We start from the raw sequence: 16,788 nt of genomic DNA on the forward strand, positions 1-16,788 counted from the left end.
GGGCGTTCCAGCTAAATGCATTGGGCTAGAGCTGTTTCTCCGGTCAGATTGTGACAATGCCCTGCTCCCTGTAGCAGCTGGCGAAGCCGGCGTTCGGCCCAGGCCGCGTTATGACTCATTGGGGGGCACCCGAAAAAAGATGTTTGGTGGTAAGCTCGCGCACCATGAATATCTACAGCTCTCGCCCCGTTGTCCTCTGTCTCTCCGGCCACGACCCAAGTGGTGGCGCCGGCTTGCAGGCAGATATCGAAGCCCTGCTCGCTCAGGGTTGTCATGCAGCCCCGGCCGTCACCGCCCTGACCGTGCAAGACACGGTCAACGTCACTGACTTCCGCGTCCTCGACCGTGAGTGGGTGTTGGCCCAGGCCAATGCCGTGCTCAACGACTCGACGGTCGCGGCGGTGAAACTGGGCATGCTCGGTTCCCTGGAAATGGTCGACACCGTGGTCGAACTGTTGTCGGCGCACCCGCATTTGCCGGTGGTCTGCGACCCCGTGCTGCGCGCCGGTGGCGGCGGACGCCTGGGCAAGGACGAAGTCGGCTATGCCATGCGCGAGCGCCTGCTGCCTCTGTCGATCATCGCCACCCCAAACCTTCCCGAAGCCCGCATCCTCGCCGAACTGCCCGAAGGCACCGCGGACGAGTGCGCTGAAAAACTCCTGCCATTCGTCAAACACCTGCTGATCACTGGCGGCCATGGCGATGAACACGAAATCCACAACCGCCTGTACAGCCGCGACGGTCACCGCGAAACCTTCACCTGCCAGCGCTTGCCCGGCAGTTATCACGGCTCCGGTTGCACGCTGGCCAGTGCCCTCGCCGGTCGTCTGGCCCTCGGCGAAAATCTCGCCAGTGCCGTGCAGACCGCGCTTAACTACACGTGGCGCACCCTGCGTGATGCGGAGCAGTTGGGCAAAGGCCAGTTCGTGCCGCGCCGCCTGCCGCTGGATTTCTGTTCGTAACTGTCCATGCGTAAAGCAAAAAGGATTGCCCGATGAAGCTACGTGGCCTGTACGCCATTACCGATAGCCAACTGCTGGCAGGTAAATTTCTTTCGTACGTGGAGGCGGCGCTGGAAGGCGGCGTCACCCTGCTGCAATACCGCGACAAGAGCAGCGACGAGGCCCGCCGCCTGCGCGAGGCCGAAGCCTTGCGCGATCTGTGCGAACGCTACAAGACCCAGCTGATCATCAACGACGATGCCGAACTGGCCGCACGCCTGAACGTCGGCGTGCACCTGGGTCAGACCGATGGCCCGCTGACCCCGGCCCGCGCATTGCTCGGTCGCCAGGCGATCATCGGTTCGACCTGCCACGCGCAACTCGAACTCGCCGAGCAAGCAGCCAAGGAAGGCGCCAGTTACGTCGCCTTCGGTCGTTTCTTCAACTCCAACACCAAACCCGGCGCACCGACTTGCAGCCTCGAATTGCTCGACCAGGCCCGCAGCAAACTGCACCTGCCGATCTGCGCGATTGGCGGCATCACCCTGGACAACGCCGCGCCACTGGTGGCCCACGGGGTTGATCTGCTGGCGGTGGTCCATGGCCTGTTTGGCGCCGAGAGCACGGCTGAAGTGACACGCCGCGCCCGCGCATTCAACGAATTACTGAAAATCTGATTTGAGAGCCCGATCATGTCTCGTTCCGAAACGCTGTTTGCCAATGCCCAGAAACACATTCCCGGTGGCGTGAACTCGCCTGTTCGCGCCTTCAAAAGCGTGGGCGGCACGCCGTTGTTCTTCAAACACGCGGAAGGCGCCTACGTCACCGACGAAGACAACAAGCGGTATGTGGACTACGTCGGTTCCTGGGGGCCGATGATTCTTGGCCACAGCCACCCCGACGTACTGGACGCCGTGCGCAAACAGCTTGAGCATGGACTGTCCTACGGCGCACCGACCGAGATGGAAACCCAGATGGCTGATCTGGTCTGCTCGATCGTGCCATCGATGGAAATGGTGCGCATGGTCAGCTCCGGCACCGAAGCGACCATGAGTGCGATCCGTCTGGCCCGAGGTTTCACCGGCCGCGACAGCATCATCAAGTTCGAAGGCTGCTACCACGGTCACTCCGACAGCCTGCTGGTCAAGGCCGGCTCCGGCGCCCTGACCCAAGGCGTGCCGAGCTCGGCCGGTGTGCCGGCGGCCTTTGCCAAACACACCCTGACCCTGCCGTTCAACGACATCGACGCCGTAGCAACCATGCTCGCCGAAGTCGGCCAGGACGTGGCGTGCATCATCGTCGAGCCAGTGGCCGGCAACATGAACTGCGTACCGCCGGCGCCAGGTTTCCTCGAAGGCCTGCGCACCCTGTGCGACAAGCATGGCGTGGTACTGATTTTCGACGAAGTGATGACTGGTTTCCGTGTCGCCCTCGGCGGCGCACAAGCCCACTACGGCGTGAATCCAGACCTGACCACCTTCGGCAAAATCATCGGTGGCGGCATGCCGGTGGGCTGCTTCGGCGGCAAGCGCGAAATCATGTCGCACATTGCGCCACTGGGCCCGGTCTATCAGGCGGGCACCTTGTCGGGTAATCCGCTGGCAATGGCCGCCGGCCTGACGACCCTGCGCCTGATCAGCCGCCCGGGCTTCCACGCAGAGTTGACTGCCTACACCAGCCGCCTGCTCGATGGCTTGCAACAGCGCGCCGATGCGGCGGGCATTCCGTTCGTGACCACACAGGCCGGCGGCATGTTCGGCCTGTACTTCAGCGGTGCCGACGACATCGTGACCTTCGACGACGTGATGGCCAGCGACGCCGCCCTGTTCGGGCGCTTCTTCCACTTGATGCTCGAAGGCGGCGTGTACCTGGCGCCGAGCGCCTTCGAAGCCGGCTTCACCTCGATCGCCCACGGCGAAACCGAGCTGAAACTGACGCTGGATGCCGCCGAGCGCGCATTTGCTGCATTGAAATAACGCTGTGTCGCTGACGTTGGCGATTGCCAGCGTCAGCTTTCACCTTCATTCCCGCCCTTATTCCTACGCTTGTGCTCAAAATTCCCAGCAAAGTGGGCGATATATTCCCCGCGCAGCAGAAAAACGAGTAAAGACTTTGTAAGGTTGGCCCTGCTTATTTCATAATGCGCGCTTATTGGATCCCTCGATGGGTCCGCGCGCCCTTCAGAGGTAAGTCGATTCCCATGAACCGCACCGGCCGCGCCCTTGCACTGGGCTGCCTGTTGCTCCTTCAGCCCCTGCTCGCGCTCGCACAAGCAGGCGGCAACTCGTTGTTAATCCCAGCGATGGGTCGTTGCACCCTCAATACTCAGCCGCAAGATCTGGCGCAGGCTCTCGCCGACTGCCAGAAAGCGTCGGATGAAGGGGATGCGCAAGCGCAATACGAGTTGGGTGAGTTCTACTACGACGGCAAAAATACGCCGCGCGACCTCAAAAAAGCCCTGGGCTACTTCGAAAAGGCCTCGTTGCAAGGCCATGCTCAGGCGCAATTCAAACTCGGCTCCATGTTCTTCCACGGTGAAGGCGTACCGGCCAATAACGTCCAGGCGTATATCGTGCTGAAAATGGCTGCGGTCAATGGCGCTGAAGAAGCGTTGGACACCGCCGACGAAGTCGCCGAGAAAATGCCCCGCGAAGAACTTGAAGTGGCGACCCAGGTGCTGGGGCAAATCTTCCGCAAATATCTGATGGAATTGCAGAGCGCCGATGGGCGTACGCCGTTCTCACCACTTCCCTGACTGTGGCGAGGGGATTTATCCCCGTTGGGCTGCGAAGCGGCCCTGCAACCAGCCATCGCATTCTTTCAGGTGAATCGCATTCGCTGACTTTACAACTGCTGCGCAGCCGAACGGGGATAAATCCCCTCGCCACAAAAGCTCCCTCGCCACAGGGAACTGTTACTTTCGGCGATGTATTCGCCAAGCCAACAGACTGAGTACAAGCAACCCCAGCATCCCGGCAATCGCCCAAATAAACTGATCATCACTGATCAACGGCTTTTCGATCCGCAGGTAGCCCGGCTGCATCAGCAATTCACGCATGGCCTTGTTTGCTGCCTCCAGCGTCACCCCTTGCAGTTCCTTGGCCGGGTTGGCAAAACGGCCATCCTCGTAGTCCCCAAGGGCACTCCAGTAATAATCGGCCAACGCGCTGTTGCCTTGCACGGCCCAGGCCTGGCGGGCGATGGCGGCCTCTTTGAGGCGGTTGAAGGTGCGGGCATTGAGACCGTCCCTGAGCAACCCGGCCTTCAGATCATCCAGCACCTGCTCGGCCTCCGGCACGTCGTCGCGCTCAAGGTCCGCGTTCAGGCTCATGAAGCCCACACCGCCAAACACCTCGCGCTCGGCCGAAGGCCCATAGGACAAGCTATGGGCCAGGCGCAATTGGCGGTAGAGCGCCCAGTCCAGATAGTCCTTGAGCAAGTCGAAGGTTTCGTCGTGCCGATCTTCCAGCACCGGCTCTGGCACCAGCCAATGCAACTTGGCACTGCCGCCGACAAAACCGTGACTCAGGGTGCGCTCATGGGCAGCACTGGCCTGGATCGCCGGCAGGGGTGGGTGATCGGTCGGGTCGACCGCTTCAAGCGCGCCATAAGACCGTTCCAGATAGGACGGCAGCAACCGGTCGAGGTCGCCGACGACGATCAGGGTCATGTTGTTGGGCGCGTACCAGGCCTTGCGTACCTTTTCCAGCTGATCGCGGGTCAGGTGATCGACCTCAGGCCGCTCGGGGCATTTGAGGCCCAGTTCCACCGCCAGTTGTTTACTCGCCGTGTGGCCAAGATCCTGACGATCCAGCCAGCGTTGCAGGTGCGAGTAATGGCCGCCGTCTTCGCGCTCGACCACTTGTTTGGCGGCGTTGATGGCGTTGTCGTCGATTCGGGTCTGGGTCAGCAGCGCCAGCAGCAGGTCGAGGACCTTGCGCTGGTTTTTCGCCGGGGCTTCGATGACGAACGTCGTGTCAGCATTACTGGTGTAGGCGTTCCACTCGCCACCCAGGGCCTGCATGCGTTCTTCCAGCCCGCCCTCGCCCGTGGCATCGATGCCGCTGAACAGCAAGTGCTCAAGCAGGTGCGGCAGCTCCTTGTCGGCGCAGCTGAAATCATCGATGCCGACGCCGACCACCAGACGAATCGCCACATGCCCGTGCTCGGTACCGGGTTTGAGCAGCAATTGCAGGCCGTTGGGCAACGTATAGCCCTCGACCTGAAAGCGATCCAGGGCAAATGAAGGGAATGAGCCAAGCAACAGACAGGCGAACAACAAACAACGCATAACGAGTTTCCAGGCAACCAATCGGAGATCCGTGTCGTCAGCCAGGCCGCCTTCGCGAGCAGGCTCGCTCCCACAGGTGATCTGACTCGGACACAATTTCCGAGTACACCGAAGATCCACTGTGGGAGCGAGCCTGCTCGCGAAGGCAGTCTTTATGCTGAATCAATGTTACTGACTGACCACTCTGCCAGACGTTCAAGGTGAATGCGTGATGTCAGCCAAATCATCGACAATGAGTGCGCCGGTGTCGGAAGTTTCCAGCACCACATAGGCGCTGCTGCAAAACAGCGAATTCAGACGCTTCATATCGGCAATCAACTCCAGGTGCAACGAGCTGGTCTCGATACTCTGCACGATCTTACGTTGCAACCGGCTCACGTGAGCATGGGCCAGGCGGCGTTCCTGTGCGCGAAAGCGACGTTTCTCACGCAGTAACTGGCGGGCACTTTCCTTGTCGGCACTGAGGAACACTGACAACCCCAGGCGCAGGTTGGAAATCAACTGACTGTGCAGCCCTGCCAACTCTTCCAGGCCAACCTCGGAAAAAGACCGGCGCTGCGAGGTTTTCTGCTGCTGAACCTTGCGCAGCATGCGTTCGATGACGTCGCTGGCGAGTTTAAGGTTGATCGCCAACTCGATGATTTCTGCCCAACGCCGGCTGTCCTGCTCACTGAGGTCTTCACGGGGCATTTGCGCCAGATACAGCTTGATCGCACTGTAAAGCGATTCCACATCATCGGTCAGGCGCCGCATTTCCTGGGTAACGGCGGTTTGCTTGCCGTTCAGCACGTCGAGCATGGCCTCGAGCATGTTGTCGATCAGGTCGCCGATACGCAGGGTTTCCCGGGCGGCATTCGCCAGTGCCAGGCTGGGCGTGACCAGCGCCGTCGGATCAAGATGCCGCGGTTTGGCGGTGCCGTTGACTTGCGGGCGCTCCGGCAGCACCCACGCACAGAACCTGGCCATCGGTCCGACACTTGGCAGCAGGAGCAGGCAGCGCGCGGTGTTGTAGAGCAGGTGAAAGCCGATGACCATTTCCTGAGGGCTGAAGTCCAGGCTGTCGATCCAGTGCACCAACGGGTCGAGCACCGGGATGATCAGCAACAGACCGATCAACTTGTACAGCAGACTGCCCAACGCCACCTGGCGGCCGGCGGCGTTCTGCATGCTGGTGCTGAGGAAGGCGAGGATGCCGCTGCCGATGTTGGCGCCGATCACCAGGCCGATGGCGACAGGCAGGCTAATCACTGCGGCACCGGCCAGGGTCGCGGTCAGCAGGACGGCGGCCAGGCTGGAGTAGGAAACCATCGCAAACAGCGCGCCGACCAGGGCATCCAGCAAGATGTCGCCGGTCAGCGAGGCGAAAATCACTTTCACGCCTTGGGCCTGGGTAATCGGTGCGGCAGCCTCGACGATCAGTTGCAGCGCCAGAATGATCAGCCCCAGTCCGATGCTGACCCGGCCCATCTGGCCCAGTCGGGTCTGTTTGCGCGACAGGAAGAAAATCACCCCGAGAAAGATCAGCAGCGGTGACAGCCATGACAGATCAAAGGTCAGCACCCGCGCCATCAGCGCGGTACCGACGTCGGCCCCGAGCATGGTCGCCAGGGCCGGGGTCAGCGCCATCAGGCCCTGACCGACAAAGGAGGTGACGAGCATGGCGGTTGCGTTGCTGCTCTGGACCATCGCGGTCACGACGATCCCCGAGATGAACGCCAGCCAGCGCTTGGACATGTTCCGGCCGATCACATGGCGCAGGTTGGAACCGTAGACCCGCAGGATGCCGGTTCGGACGATGTGCGTGCCCCAAATCAACAAGGCCACGGCAGATAATAAATTGAGCAGGGTGAGCATGCAGGCCCCCTGTGGTGGTAGCGCCCCAAAGGGGCAAGTTGACGGTGCCGCGCGACGTTCTACGTTCGTGTACTTAAGCTGTAGTTGGCTAACGGTCTGCGCGCCAGCATCGCACAGCTAAAGTAGCGATTGAAACAAAACTGCCATAAAAACAGCTTGATGCAGAGATGAAAAAGGGGCCCGAAGGCCCCTTTGTCATCACATGGCATCCGGGTTACTGACCCGGAATGTCCTTGCGCAGTTTCACTGGGTCTGGCTGCTTGCGCTTTTTCGCCATCGCAGTGCGCATCTTGATGTTGATCGCTTCCACCGCCAGCGAGAACGCCATGGCGAAGTAGACGTAGCCTTTTGGCACGTGAACGTCGAAGGATTCAGCAATCAGCACAGTGCCGACGATCAACAGGAACGACAGCGCCAGCATCTTCAGCGACGGGTGTTTGTCGATGAACTCGCTGATGGTGCCGGAAGCCCACATCATCACCAGCACGGCAACGATGATCGCCGCGACCATGACCGGTACGTGGGACACCATGCCCACGGCGGTGATGACCGAGTCCAGCGAGAACACGATGTCGATGATCGCGATCTGAATGATGGTGTAGAGGAAGTTGCCGCCCTTGCCGCCCGGCTGCTCATTGGTTTCGTCTTCACCTTCCAGCGCGTGGTACATCTCTTGCGAGCTCTTCCACAGCAGGAACAGGCCACCGAAGAACAGGATCAGGTCTCGCCCGGAAAAACCCTGGCCGAACACTTCGAACAAGTCGGCGGTAAGGCGCATGACCCAAGTGATCGACAGGAGCAACAGGATCCGCGTAACCATGGCCAGCGCCAGGCCGAAAATCCGGGTGCGCTGTTGCATGTGCTTGGGCATGCGGCTGACCAGGATCGAAATCATGATGATGTTATCGATACCCAGAACGATTTCCAGGGCGGTCAGGGTGAAGAAGGCAACCCAGATTTCAGGGTTGGTCAGCCATTCCATGTGTATTCCTTTGTGCGAGTGTTAAACCACGAAGGGCCCAGGCTTCAAACAACAAAGCCTGGACCCGTCATGGTGAGTCTTGGGCTTATAGAGTGCTGAACAGCGGAAAAATCCCCATCAGCAAGGCGGCGATCAGTATGCACATGCAAACCAGCACTGCCCACTTCAGGGTGAAACGCTGGTGATCACCGAAGTCGATACCGGCCAGGGCCACCAACAGGTAGGTCGATGGTACCAACGGGCTCAACAGGTGGACGGGCTGACCGACGATCGAGGCACGTGCCATTTCAACCGCGGTTATACCGTAATGGCTGGCGGCTTCCGCAAGTACCGGTAACACGCCGTAATAAAATGCATCGTTCGACATGAAGAATGTGAACGGCATGCTCACCAGTGCAGTGATCACTGCCAGGTACGGGCCGAGGAAGTCCGGGATGACCGCCAACAGGCTTTTCGACATCGCATCGACCATGCCGGTGCCCGTCAGGATACCGGTGAAGATACCGGCCGCGAAGATCAAGCCGACCACCGCCAGCACGCTACCGGCGTGGGCCGCAACGCGGTCCTTCTGCTGTTGCAGGCATGGGTAGTTGACGATCATCGCGATACTGAACGCCACCATGAACAGCACCGGCAGCGGCAACAGACCGGCGACCAGGGTGCCCATCAGGGCCAGGGTCAGGGCGCCGTTGAACCAGATCAAACTCGGACGACGGGCATCCGGGAATTGCGAAACAGTGATTTCACTGTGGTCGATTTCATCACCGACCAGATGCAATTCACCAAGACGTGCACGCTCGCGTTTACCGTAGAAGTAGGCAATCGCCAGAATCGCCACCACGCCGGCCAGCATTGCCGGAATCATCGGTACGAAGATGTCGGACGGGTCCACATGCAGCGCACTGGCCGCACGAGCGGTCGGACCGCCCCAAGGGGTCATGTTCATCACGCCACCGGCGAGGATAATCAGACCGGCCATGATCCGCGGGCTCATGCCGATGCGGCTGTAGAGCGGCAGCATGGCAGCCACGCAGATCATGTAAGTGGTGGCGCCATCACCGTCCATGGACACGATCAGCGCCAGCACGGCAGTACCGACCGAAACTTTCAACGGGTCGCCCTTGACCAGTTTGAGGATCTTGCGCACGGCCGGGTCGAACAGGCCGGAATCGATCATCAGGGCGAAGTACAGAATGGCGAACATCAGCATCACACCGGTCGGTGCGAGCTTGGTGATGCCTTCGAGCATCATCGGGCCGATCTTCGGCGCGAAACCACCGAACAGCGCGAACAGGATCGGGATGATGATCAGAGCGATCAGCGCGGAAAGGCGCTTGGTCATGATCAGGAACATGAACGTGATGACCATGGCAAAGCCAAGGAAAGTCAGCATGGGAATACTCCAGGCATAGCGCGGCTAGGGAATGGGCGAACCGGGTGGGTCAGCGCAGAACGGGAAGCACGAGGCGTATGGGCGGAGTGACAGCGAAGTGGCGGGTAGCAAAGGACATCAGGATCACCATTGTTGTTGTTAAATGGGCTGTGCGAGCGATAAAACACTGGCATTGGCCGACCGGTCTGTTGCCGGTAGTGGGGGCGATCCTAATCGGGGAAGCTTTCACCCAGCTTTCGCGGATGAAAGCATTGACCAGATGTGCAACCGGTCGTCGGACGGGTTCAAAGTCCCTGAATACGGGGCAGGAGGTAAAAACATGGCCGACATTCATACAGGCGGCTGCCACTGCGGACATCTGCGCTATCAATTCAGCGGGCCTTTGCACGATATCGCCCACTGTCATTGTTCGATTTGCCGACGGGTCAGCGGCGGGATCGTGACCACCTGGATCACCGTGCCCGCGTCAGCCTTTGAATGGGTGAAGGGGATACCCGCGCAGTACGATTCTTCAACAACCTGCGTGCGGTATTTCTGCGGAAACTGTGGGGCGCAGCTGGCGCTGGTCTCGCACCTGAGCCCGGACAGCATCGACGTGACCATCGCCACCCTCGATCATCCCGAGCAGGCACCCGCCGAAAAACATATCTGGACTGACAACCGACTGCCCTGGCTGCATCTGGACGAACATTTGCCCGGCGAAGCCGAGGAACAGTTGTAAACTGATCAAAAAATAGACAGATCCAGTGGCCGAATCGCGCCCATCCAGATGGCGTGCTCGGTGTGGTCGAGCAGATCGTCGCCAGTGTCCGGGTGCAGGAACACCACCAAACCCTTGCGGTTGAGCGCAAGCCAGGGCAGCACGTCGCCGATGTATTGCGGCTCGAAAGCCAACTGGCAGCTCCAGTCCGGGTGCGGGCCCACCGGGCGTTCATGGACGCGACCCATCTTCACTGGAAACAATTGCGCTGCCTGCTCACACAAGGCTCGCGCCTGAGGAAGGGTGTTGGCGTCGAAGTAGACATGGGCGTGGTAGCCCTTGATCCGCTGCATTTGAAACCCTCTGAACCGAGTCGAACCGGCGTTGTTTCCCACAGGTCACACGCCATAGAGATAGGAAGAACGGAGCACGGCCATGAAAAATGCCGAAACCCCGGTGGTAAAAGTGGTGCTTTATGGTGCCATGAGTAGCCTGGGCAGTGCGCTGATGGCTGAAATGCTGCGGCGCCAACATGAAGTGATCGCGATTCTCGATGACCTGACGGCGCTCGCGCCGCGCCCGGGTCTGCGGACCAAGACTGGCGATTTGTTCGACGCCAAGCGGGTCAAGCAGAGTGTCGCCGGTTGTTCGGCGGTGATCTGTCTGCTGGATGCACCCGGGTTGCCGATGAGCAGCGAGCACGTGGAAAAATCCATCGTGCCGGGCCCGGTCGAGCAAGTGCTGGCGGTGGATGCGCTGATCGATGGCATGCAGGCCTCGGGGATAACCCGGCTGTTTCTGGTGGGCGATTTCGAGGTACTGGACGATCCGGAGATAGAAGATCGACTGCAACGCCACGCCGCCGAAGAAATCCGCGAGGCCCTGCAAAGCAGCACCTTGCACTGGACACTGATCAATGCGCCGCTCGGGGTGCCCGGGCTGACCATCGAGCATTTCAGCCACGTCAGCCGCAGCCTGGAGTCGGGCCTCGCCGAACCGCTTGAACGGTTGAGCCGGGTGGCCGTGGGGATTGCCGATGAATTGCGGTTGAACCTGCATGTCGGTGAGCACGTAACCTTCGTCGCGACTTCAGAGCCGTAAAGATCGCAGCCTTCGGCAGCGCCTACAGGAGCCGCGCATGGCAAAGATCGTTGCCGATACGCGGAGCCACTGTAGGAGCTGCCGCAGGCTGCGATCTTTCGCTTTTAAACGGCAATCGACGGCAACGGTAAGCCATTCAGCGATTGCGCACTGCTGGCCTGCTCAGCCATCAGCCAGTCCACAAACTGTTGAATCAGCGCACCACGCCGTTTCCGCTGGGGCAGGACCACGTAATAGCCGAGCCTGGAAATCACCGTTTCCGTAATCGGTCGGCATAACAATCCCTGCGCCAGCAAGTTATCCACAAGGTGCCGCCAGCCAATCGCCACACCTTGACCGCCAATCGCCGCTTGAATCAGCAGCGTGTAATTGTCGAAGCGCAATTGCCCGGGCGCAGGTGCCGAAGCGATCCCCAACTCACGAAACACGCCGCTCCAATCGAACCAGTTGCTGCTGTGTTCGCCTCGAAGGTGTAGCAGCGGGAATTCCAGTAATGACTGGGCCGGCAAGGGCAGGGGACGATCCTTCAACAGCAGCGGGCTGCACACCGGAAACACTTCTTCGCTGAACAGCCAATGGCTTTCGCCCTGCTTGAATCGACCATCACCAAACAACACCGCCACATCAATATCGGTGCGCAGCATATTGAGGCTGCGTTCGCTGGTGACCAGGCTGACATCCACTTGAGGATTGGCGGCATGAAAGCGGTGCAGGCGCGGCATCAGCCAATACGCGGCGAAGGCGAAATCGGTGGCGACCTGCAACACTTCATGTTGGTGCTGTGCGCTGATCGCGCTCAATCCTGCGTCGATGTTCTGCAAACCGAGCTGAACCTGCTCAAACAGGATCGTCCCGGCCTCGGTCAGTTCGATGCCGCGATAGATCCGGTCGAACAGCCGCGTCCCGAGTTGTTCTTCCAACCGTTTGATCTGCTGGCTGATGGCCGGTTGCGTGGTGCCAAGCTCCACCGCGGCAGCCGTGAAACTGCGCTGACGGGCCGCCGCTTCAAAGGCGCGGAGCAAATCCAGAGACAAATCACCAAGGGCGTCATACATAAGCTGTGCTTATCCTAGTCATTGCCGTGCATGGGCTTTACCACAAATTGCTTGGGCTACATGCTCAATCGCAGCACTCTCGCATAAATATTCACTATGGAATGCCGCGATCACATGAAGCGCAAGAATATTCTTTTCATCATGGCCGATCAGATGGCCGCGCCAATGTTGCCGTTCTACGGCCCTTCGCCCATCAAACTGCCCAATCTCAGCCGCCTCGCCGCCGAAGGCGTGGTGTTCGACGCCGCCTATTGCAACAGCCCACTGTGCGCGCCGTCGCGTTTTACCCTGGTCAGCGGTCAGTTGCCGAGCAAGATCGGCGCCTACGACAACGCGGCCGATTTCCCCGCCGACGTGCCGACTTATGCCCACTACTTGCGTCGACTCGGCTACCGCACCGCGCTGTCGGGCAAGATGCATTTCTGCGGACCGGATCAGCTGCACGGCTATGAAGAACGCCTGACCAGTGACATCTACCCGGCCGATTACGGCTGGTCCGTGAACTGGGATGAGCCGGACGTGCGTCCAACCTGGTTTCACAACATGTCGTCGGTGCTGCAGGCCGGGCCGTGTGTACGTACCAATCAGCTGGATTTCGACGAAGAGGTGGTGTTCAAGGCGCAGCAGTATTTGTTCGATCACATTCGAGAGGATGGCGATCAGCCGTTTTGCCTGACCGTTTCCATGACTCACCCACACGACCCGTACACTATTCCCAAGGCCTTCTGGGATATGTACGACGACGCCGACATCCCATTGCCTGAAACCCCGGCCCAGTCCGAACTCGATCCGCACTCCCAGCGTTTGCTCAAAGTTTATGACCTGTGGGACAAACCACTGCCTGTGGATAAGATTCGCGATGCACGCCGTGCGTACTTCGGTGCGTGCAGCTATATCGACAGCAACGTCGGCAAACTCCTGCAAACACTCGACGATACCGGGCTGATCGACGACACCATCATTGTGTTCTCCGGCGACCACGGCGACATGCTTGGCGAGCGTGGGCTCTGGTACAAAATGCACTGGTACGAAATGGCCGCCCGCGTACCGCTGTTGATCAGTGCGCCGGGGCAATTCGGGGCTGGCCGGGTTAGTGCTGCAGTTTCCACCGCCGATCTGCTGCCGACGTTTGTGGAGTTGGCCGGCGGCTCATTGGAGCCAGGCCTGCCGCTGGACGGCCGCTCGCTGGTCTCGCATCTGCAAGGGCAGGGCGGTCATGACGAGGTCTTTGGCGAATACATGGCTGAAGGCACCATCAGCCCGCTGATGATGATTCGCCGCGGCGCCTACAAATTCATCTACAGCGAAGACGACCCTTGCCTACTCTTCGATGTACATAACGACCCGCGCGAACTGGAGGAACTCAGCAAATCGCAGCAACATCGGCCTATTTTCGATGAATTTCTCGCTGAAGCCCGAGCCAAATGGGATATCCCGGCGATCCACCAACAAGTGCTCGCCAGCCAACGGCGCCGACGTTTTGTTGCCGATGCATTAACCATCGGCAAACTGAAGAGCTGGGATCACCAGCCGCTGGTGGACGCCAGTCAGCAGTACATGCGCAACCACATCGACCTCGACGATCTGGAGCGTAAAGCACGTTATCCACAACCCTGCCAAAACCAATAATGTTAAGGGGAATGCCATGCGTAGGTTATCCACAGCAATGACGGTCGGGCTTCTGGCTCTGGGCAGTGCATCGGCGTATGCCGATCAGAGTTGCGAGACGGTGAAAATGGCCGACCCTGGCTGGAGCGACATCGCCGCGACCAACGCCATCACCGGGTTTCTGCTGGACGGCATGGGTTACAAGGCCAAGGTCGACACGCTGGCGGTGCCGATCACCTTTGGCGGCTTGAAAGATGGTCAGGTCGACGTGTTTCTCGGTAACTGGATGCCAGCACAACAGGGTTTCTACGACAAGTTCGTGGCCACCGGCGATGTCACGCAACTGGCGAAGAACCTCGATGGCACCGAATTCACGCTCGCCGTCCCGGATTACGTCTGGGACGCGGGTGTGCATAACTTTTCCGACCTGAACAAATACGCCGACAAGTTCGACAAGAAAATCTACGGCATCGGCTCCGGCGCTCCCGCCAACATCTCCTTGCAGGAAATCATCAAGAAGAACGACTTCGACATGGGCCAGTGGAAATTGGTCGAGTCCAGCGAGCAGGCAATGCTGGCCGAAGTGTCTCGCGCGGTGAAAAAACAGAAGTTCGTGACCTTTCTCGGCTGGACCCCGCACCCGATGAACGTGCAGCTGAAAATGCATTACCTCAAGGGCGGCGAGAAGTACTTCGGCGACACCGGCAGCGTCCACACCCTGACCCGCAAAGGTTATGCACAGGCCTGCCCGAATGTCGGCAAACTGCTCACCAACCTGAGTTTCACCCAGGAAATGGAGAACAGCATCATGGCCGAGGTGGTGAACAAGAAGGTCAGCAACGCTGATGCGGCCAAGGCATGGATCAAGGCTAATCCGGCGATGCTGGATAAGTGGCTGGATGGGGTGAAGACCGTGGATGGGAAGGATGCATTGGGGGCGGTGAAAGCGAAGCTTTGATCGGGTGATGGTGAATTCTGTGTCTGGCTCAGGATCCACCCCTCACCCCAACCCTCTCCCCATAGGGGAGAGGGGGAAAGGGGGCCGATCTCTATGCTTTTCAAATCCTGCGTTCACCTCGACATTTCAGGTCGATGTAGCTTGAGAAAACAACTCGGTCAGTCCCCTCTACCCTCTGGGGCGGTCCGACGTTTCGGGAGGGTTAGGGTGAGGGGTCAATCAAACTGACACCCCTCACACCCTGCTACCCTTGCGCAAAATCTCACCCGAGAGGACCCATGGCCTTCCCAAGCCGCCATTCGCTCTTCCCCTTCCTCAGCTGGTTGCCTCGGCAAACCCGCGCCAGCGTCGGTCGTGACCTGATCGTCGGCCTCAGCGGTGCGATTCTCGCGTTGCCGCAATCCATTGCCTACGCGCTGATCGCCGGTCTCCCACCTGAATACGGTCTGTACGCGGCGATTATCCCGGTGCTGATCGCCTGTCTCTGGGGTTCTTCGTGGCACCTGATCTGCGGGCCTACGGCGGCGATTTCTATTGTCTTGTACGCCAGCGTCAGTCCGCTGGCCGTTCCGGCGTCAGAGGACTACGTCACTCTGATCCTGTTGCTGACGCTGCTTGCCGGCATTTTCCAGTGGCTGCTCGGTTTGCTGCGATTCGGCGCCTTGGTGAATTTCGTCTCGCACTCGGTGGTGCTGGGTTTCACCCTCGGCGCGGCGGTGGTGATTGCCATCGGCCAACTGCCGAACCTGCTGGGGCTAGACTTGCCCAACCAGGCAACAGCGCTGAACAGTTTGATGATGCTGTTCAGTCATCTCGGCGAAGTGGATAAACCGTCGCTAATGCTGGGCCTGGCGACGGTCGTCGTGGGCGTGATCCTGAAATTGCTCCTGCCGCGCTGGCCGACGCTGTTGATCACCCTGGCGCTGAGCGGATTGCTGGTCTGGCTCTGGCCATCGATGTTCGGTCATGTGAAGTTGGTCAGCGCGTTTGTCGGGCGGCTGCCGCCCTTCAGCCCGCTGCCGCTGGATCTGGACCTGATTTTGCGCTTGCTACCCAGCGCGGTGGCGGTGGGCATGCTCGGGCTGGTCACCAGTCTGTCGATTGCCCGATCCTTGTCGGCCCGCTCCCAGCAGTTGCTCGACGCCAATCAGGAAGTCCGCGCCCAGGGTTTATCGAACATGGTCGGAGCGTTTTTTTCCGGCTCGCTGTCAGCCGGTTCCTTCACCCGCTCCGGCCTGAGCTACGAAGCGGGTGCCTGTTCGCCGATGGCCGGCGTTTTTTCGGCGTTGTGGGTGGCGCTGTTCGCCATCTTCGGCGCGAATTTGATCGCGCACATTCCGATCCCGGCCATGGCCGGCAGCATTCTGTTGATCGCCTGGGGGCTGGTGGATCATCGCGGCATTCGCGCGTTGTTGCGGGTCAGCCGCGCTGAGTTCCTGGTCATGGCGCTGACCTGTGTCGCCACGCTGCTGCTGGAATTGCAGACCGCGATCTACGCCGGGGTGCTGGCTTCGCTGTTCTTCTACCTCAAACGCACCTCGCAACCGAGGGTCCAGCATTGGCGAGATGGGGATGAAGACATTCTGCGGGTTGGCGGTTCGATCTTTTTTGGCGCCAGCCATTACCTGCAAGTACGCCTGCAGCGGATGCACGGCGCGCGCGTGGTGATCGAAGCGCAGCAGATCAACTTCATCGACTATTCAGGCGTGGAGATGCTGCATCAGGAAGCGCGACGGCTATTGCGCCAGGATCGCAGCCTGACCCTGCGGCGGGCGCGGCCGCAGGTGGTGGAAGAATTGAGGAAGCTGGAAGGGGCGGAAAAATGCCCGATCCGGTTTGAGGACTGAAACACCACTGTGATGACGAAAGCATAACCTGTGGCGAGGGGGCTTGCCCCCGTTGGAC

General features: G+C 59.9%; 15 protein-coding genes. 9 read left to right on the forward strand and 6 right to left on the reverse strand.

The genetic code is table 11. The features are described 5' to 3' along the window. Nucleotides 1-164 precede the first annotated feature (164 nt). From VD17_RS27585 to VD17_RS27600, 4 genes are all read left to right on the forward strand, one after another. Nucleotides 165-962, forward strand: coding sequence for a hydroxymethylpyrimidine/phosphomethylpyrimidine kinase (locus VD17_RS27585; protein ID WP_008152868.1), 798 nt, complete (start codon nt 165-167; stop codon nt 960-962). Between the two features lie 32 nt (nt 963-994). Continuing rightward, nucleotides 995-1,618 carry a thiamine phosphate synthase gene (thiE, locus tag VD17_RS27590; RefSeq protein WP_046056592.1) on the forward strand — a complete coding sequence of 208 codons (624 nt, stop codon included), beginning with the start codon at nt 995-997 and terminating at the stop codon, nt 1,616-1,618. 15 nt (nt 1,619-1,633) lie between these two features. Further along, a complete protein-coding gene (gene hemL, locus VD17_RS27595; RefSeq protein ID WP_046056593.1) occupies nt 1,634-2,917 on the forward strand; it encodes a glutamate-1-semialdehyde 2,1-aminomutase in 1,284 nt (427 codons plus the stop codon). A gap of 224 nt (nt 2,918-3,141) precedes the next feature. Further along, on the forward strand, nt 3,142-3,696 hold the full coding sequence (locus tag VD17_RS27600; RefSeq protein WP_046056594.1) for a tetratricopeptide repeat protein: 555 nt from the start codon (nt 3,142-3,144) through the stop codon (nt 3,694-3,696). A 159-nt stretch (nt 3,697-3,855) separates the two neighbouring features. Here the strand turns inward: VD17_RS27600 and VD17_RS27605 are convergent, their stop codons facing one another. From VD17_RS27605 to VD17_RS27620, 4 genes are all read right to left on the reverse strand, one after another. After that, nucleotides 3,856-5,232, reverse strand: a complete 1,377-nt coding sequence (locus VD17_RS27605; protein ID WP_046056595.1) for a M16 family metallopeptidase — start codon at nt 5,230-5,232, stop codon at nt 3,856-3,858. Nucleotides 5,233-5,427: 195 nt separating this feature from the next. Beyond that, nucleotides 5,428-7,086, reverse strand: a complete 1,659-nt coding sequence (locus tag VD17_RS27610) for a Na/Pi cotransporter family protein (protein ID WP_046056596.1) — start codon at nt 7,084-7,086, stop codon at nt 5,428-5,430. Between the two features lie 214 nt (nt 7,087-7,300). After that, nucleotides 7,301-8,068, reverse strand: coding sequence for a TerC family protein (locus VD17_RS27615; RefSeq protein WP_046056597.1), 768 nt, complete (start codon nt 8,066-8,068; stop codon nt 7,301-7,303). 85 nt (nt 8,069-8,153) lie between these two features. Beyond that, complete coding sequence (locus VD17_RS27620) at nt 8,154-9,461, reverse strand: CitMHS family transporter (protein ID WP_046056598.1); 1,308 nt, start codon at nt 9,459-9,461, stop codon at nt 8,154-8,156. A gap of 319 nt (nt 9,462-9,780) precedes the next feature. Between VD17_RS27620 and VD17_RS27625 the strand changes: the two genes are divergently transcribed. Further along, nucleotides 9,781-10,182, forward strand: a complete 402-nt coding sequence (locus VD17_RS27625; RefSeq protein ID WP_046056599.1) for a GFA family protein — start codon at nt 9,781-9,783, stop codon at nt 10,180-10,182. A 5-nt stretch (nt 10,183-10,187) separates the two neighbouring features. Here the strand turns inward: VD17_RS27625 and VD17_RS27630 are convergent, their stop codons facing one another. Then, nucleotides 10,188-10,514, reverse strand: coding sequence for a DOPA 4,5-dioxygenase family protein (locus VD17_RS27630; RefSeq protein WP_046056600.1), 327 nt, complete (start codon nt 10,512-10,514; stop codon nt 10,188-10,190). An 82-nt stretch (nt 10,515-10,596) separates the two neighbouring features. Here VD17_RS27630 and VD17_RS27635 point away from each other — a divergent pair, with 82 nt between their 5' ends. Next, the gene (locus VD17_RS27635; RefSeq protein ID WP_046056601.1) at nt 10,597-11,262 is read left to right on the forward strand and encodes an NAD(P)-dependent oxidoreductase; all 666 of its coding nucleotides are present in this window, start codon (nt 10,597-10,599) and stop codon (nt 11,260-11,262) included. Nucleotides 11,263-11,366: 104 nt separating this feature from the next. On the opposite strand, the gene VD17_RS27640 is transcribed toward VD17_RS27635, so the two are convergent. Further along, nucleotides 11,367-12,317 carry a choline sulfate utilization transcriptional regulator gene (locus tag VD17_RS27640; RefSeq protein WP_046056602.1) on the reverse strand — a complete coding sequence of 317 codons (951 nt, stop codon included), beginning with the start codon at nt 12,315-12,317 and terminating at the stop codon, nt 11,367-11,369. Nucleotides 12,318-12,431: 114 nt separating this feature from the next. On the opposite strand from VD17_RS27640, the gene betC reads away from it, so the two are divergent. From betC to VD17_RS27655, 3 genes are all read left to right on the forward strand, one after another. Then, nucleotides 12,432-13,946 (forward strand): choline-sulfatase, encoded by a 1,515-nt coding sequence (gene betC / locus VD17_RS27645; protein WP_046056603.1) that lies wholly within the window; start codon nt 12,432-12,434, stop codon nt 13,944-13,946. A gap of 16 nt (nt 13,947-13,962) precedes the next feature. Beyond that, a complete protein-coding gene (gene choX / locus VD17_RS27650; protein ID WP_046056604.1) occupies nt 13,963-14,883 on the forward strand; it encodes a choline ABC transporter substrate-binding protein in 921 nt (306 codons plus the stop codon). A gap of 278 nt (nt 14,884-15,161) precedes the next feature. Further along, nucleotides 15,162-16,730, forward strand: coding sequence for a SulP family inorganic anion transporter (locus tag VD17_RS27655; protein ID WP_046056605.1), 1,569 nt, complete (start codon nt 15,162-15,164; stop codon nt 16,728-16,730). Nucleotides 16,731-16,788: the final 58 nt, after the last annotated feature.

This window comes from Pseudomonas fluorescens (assembly GCF_000968015.1).
GTDB lineage: Bacteria > Pseudomonadota > Gammaproteobacteria > Pseudomonadales > Pseudomonadaceae > Aquipseudomonas > Aquipseudomonas fluorescens_W.

What these genes read in the sequence shown, in the direction of transcription:
- choX (WP_046056604.1), top strand. Translation starts at nt 13,963, where the DNA reads ATGCGTAGGTTATCCACAGCAATGACGGTCGGGCTTCTGGCTCTGGGC.
- VD17_RS27625 (WP_046056599.1), top strand. Translation starts at nt 9,781, where the DNA reads ATGGCCGACATTCATACAGGCGGCTGCCACTGCGGACATCTGCGCTAT.
- hemL (WP_046056593.1), top strand. Translation starts at nt 1,634, where the DNA reads ATGTCTCGTTCCGAAACGCTGTTTGCCAATGCCCAGAAACACATTCCC.
- VD17_RS27640 (WP_046056602.1), bottom strand. Translation starts at nt 12,317, where the DNA reads ATGTATGACGCCCTTGGTGATTTGTCTCTGGATTTGCTCCGCGCCTTT.
- VD17_RS27620 (WP_046056598.1), bottom strand. Translation starts at nt 9,461, where the DNA reads ATGCTGACTTTCCTTGGCTTTGCCATGGTCATCACGTTCATGTTCCTG.
- VD17_RS27610 (WP_046056596.1), bottom strand. Translation starts at nt 7,086, where the DNA reads ATGCTCACCCTGCTCAATTTATTATCTGCCGTGGCCTTGTTGATTTGG.
- VD17_RS27635 (WP_046056601.1), top strand. Translation starts at nt 10,597, where the DNA reads ATGAAAAATGCCGAAACCCCGGTGGTAAAAGTGGTGCTTTATGGTGCC.
- VD17_RS27655 (WP_046056605.1), top strand. Translation starts at nt 15,162, where the DNA reads ATGGCCTTCCCAAGCCGCCATTCGCTCTTCCCCTTCCTCAGCTGGTTG.
- VD17_RS27630 (WP_046056600.1), bottom strand. Translation starts at nt 10,514, where the DNA reads ATGCAGCGGATCAAGGGCTACCACGCCCATGTCTACTTCGACGCCAAC.
- VD17_RS27605 (WP_046056595.1), bottom strand. Translation starts at nt 5,232, where the DNA reads ATGCGTTGTTTGTTGTTCGCCTGTCTGTTGCTTGGCTCATTCCCTTCA.
- betC (WP_046056603.1), top strand. Translation starts at nt 12,432, where the DNA reads ATGAAGCGCAAGAATATTCTTTTCATCATGGCCGATCAGATGGCCGCG.
- thiE (WP_046056592.1), top strand. Translation starts at nt 995, where the DNA reads ATGAAGCTACGTGGCCTGTACGCCATTACCGATAGCCAACTGCTGGCA.
- VD17_RS27615 (WP_046056597.1), bottom strand. Translation starts at nt 8,068, where the DNA reads ATGGAATGGCTGACCAACCCTGAAATCTGGGTTGCCTTCTTCACCCTG.
- VD17_RS27600 (WP_046056594.1), top strand. Translation starts at nt 3,142, where the DNA reads ATGAACCGCACCGGCCGCGCCCTTGCACTGGGCTGCCTGTTGCTCCTT.
- VD17_RS27585 (WP_008152868.1), top strand. Translation starts at nt 165, where the DNA reads ATGAATATCTACAGCTCTCGCCCCGTTGTCCTCTGTCTCTCCGGCCAC.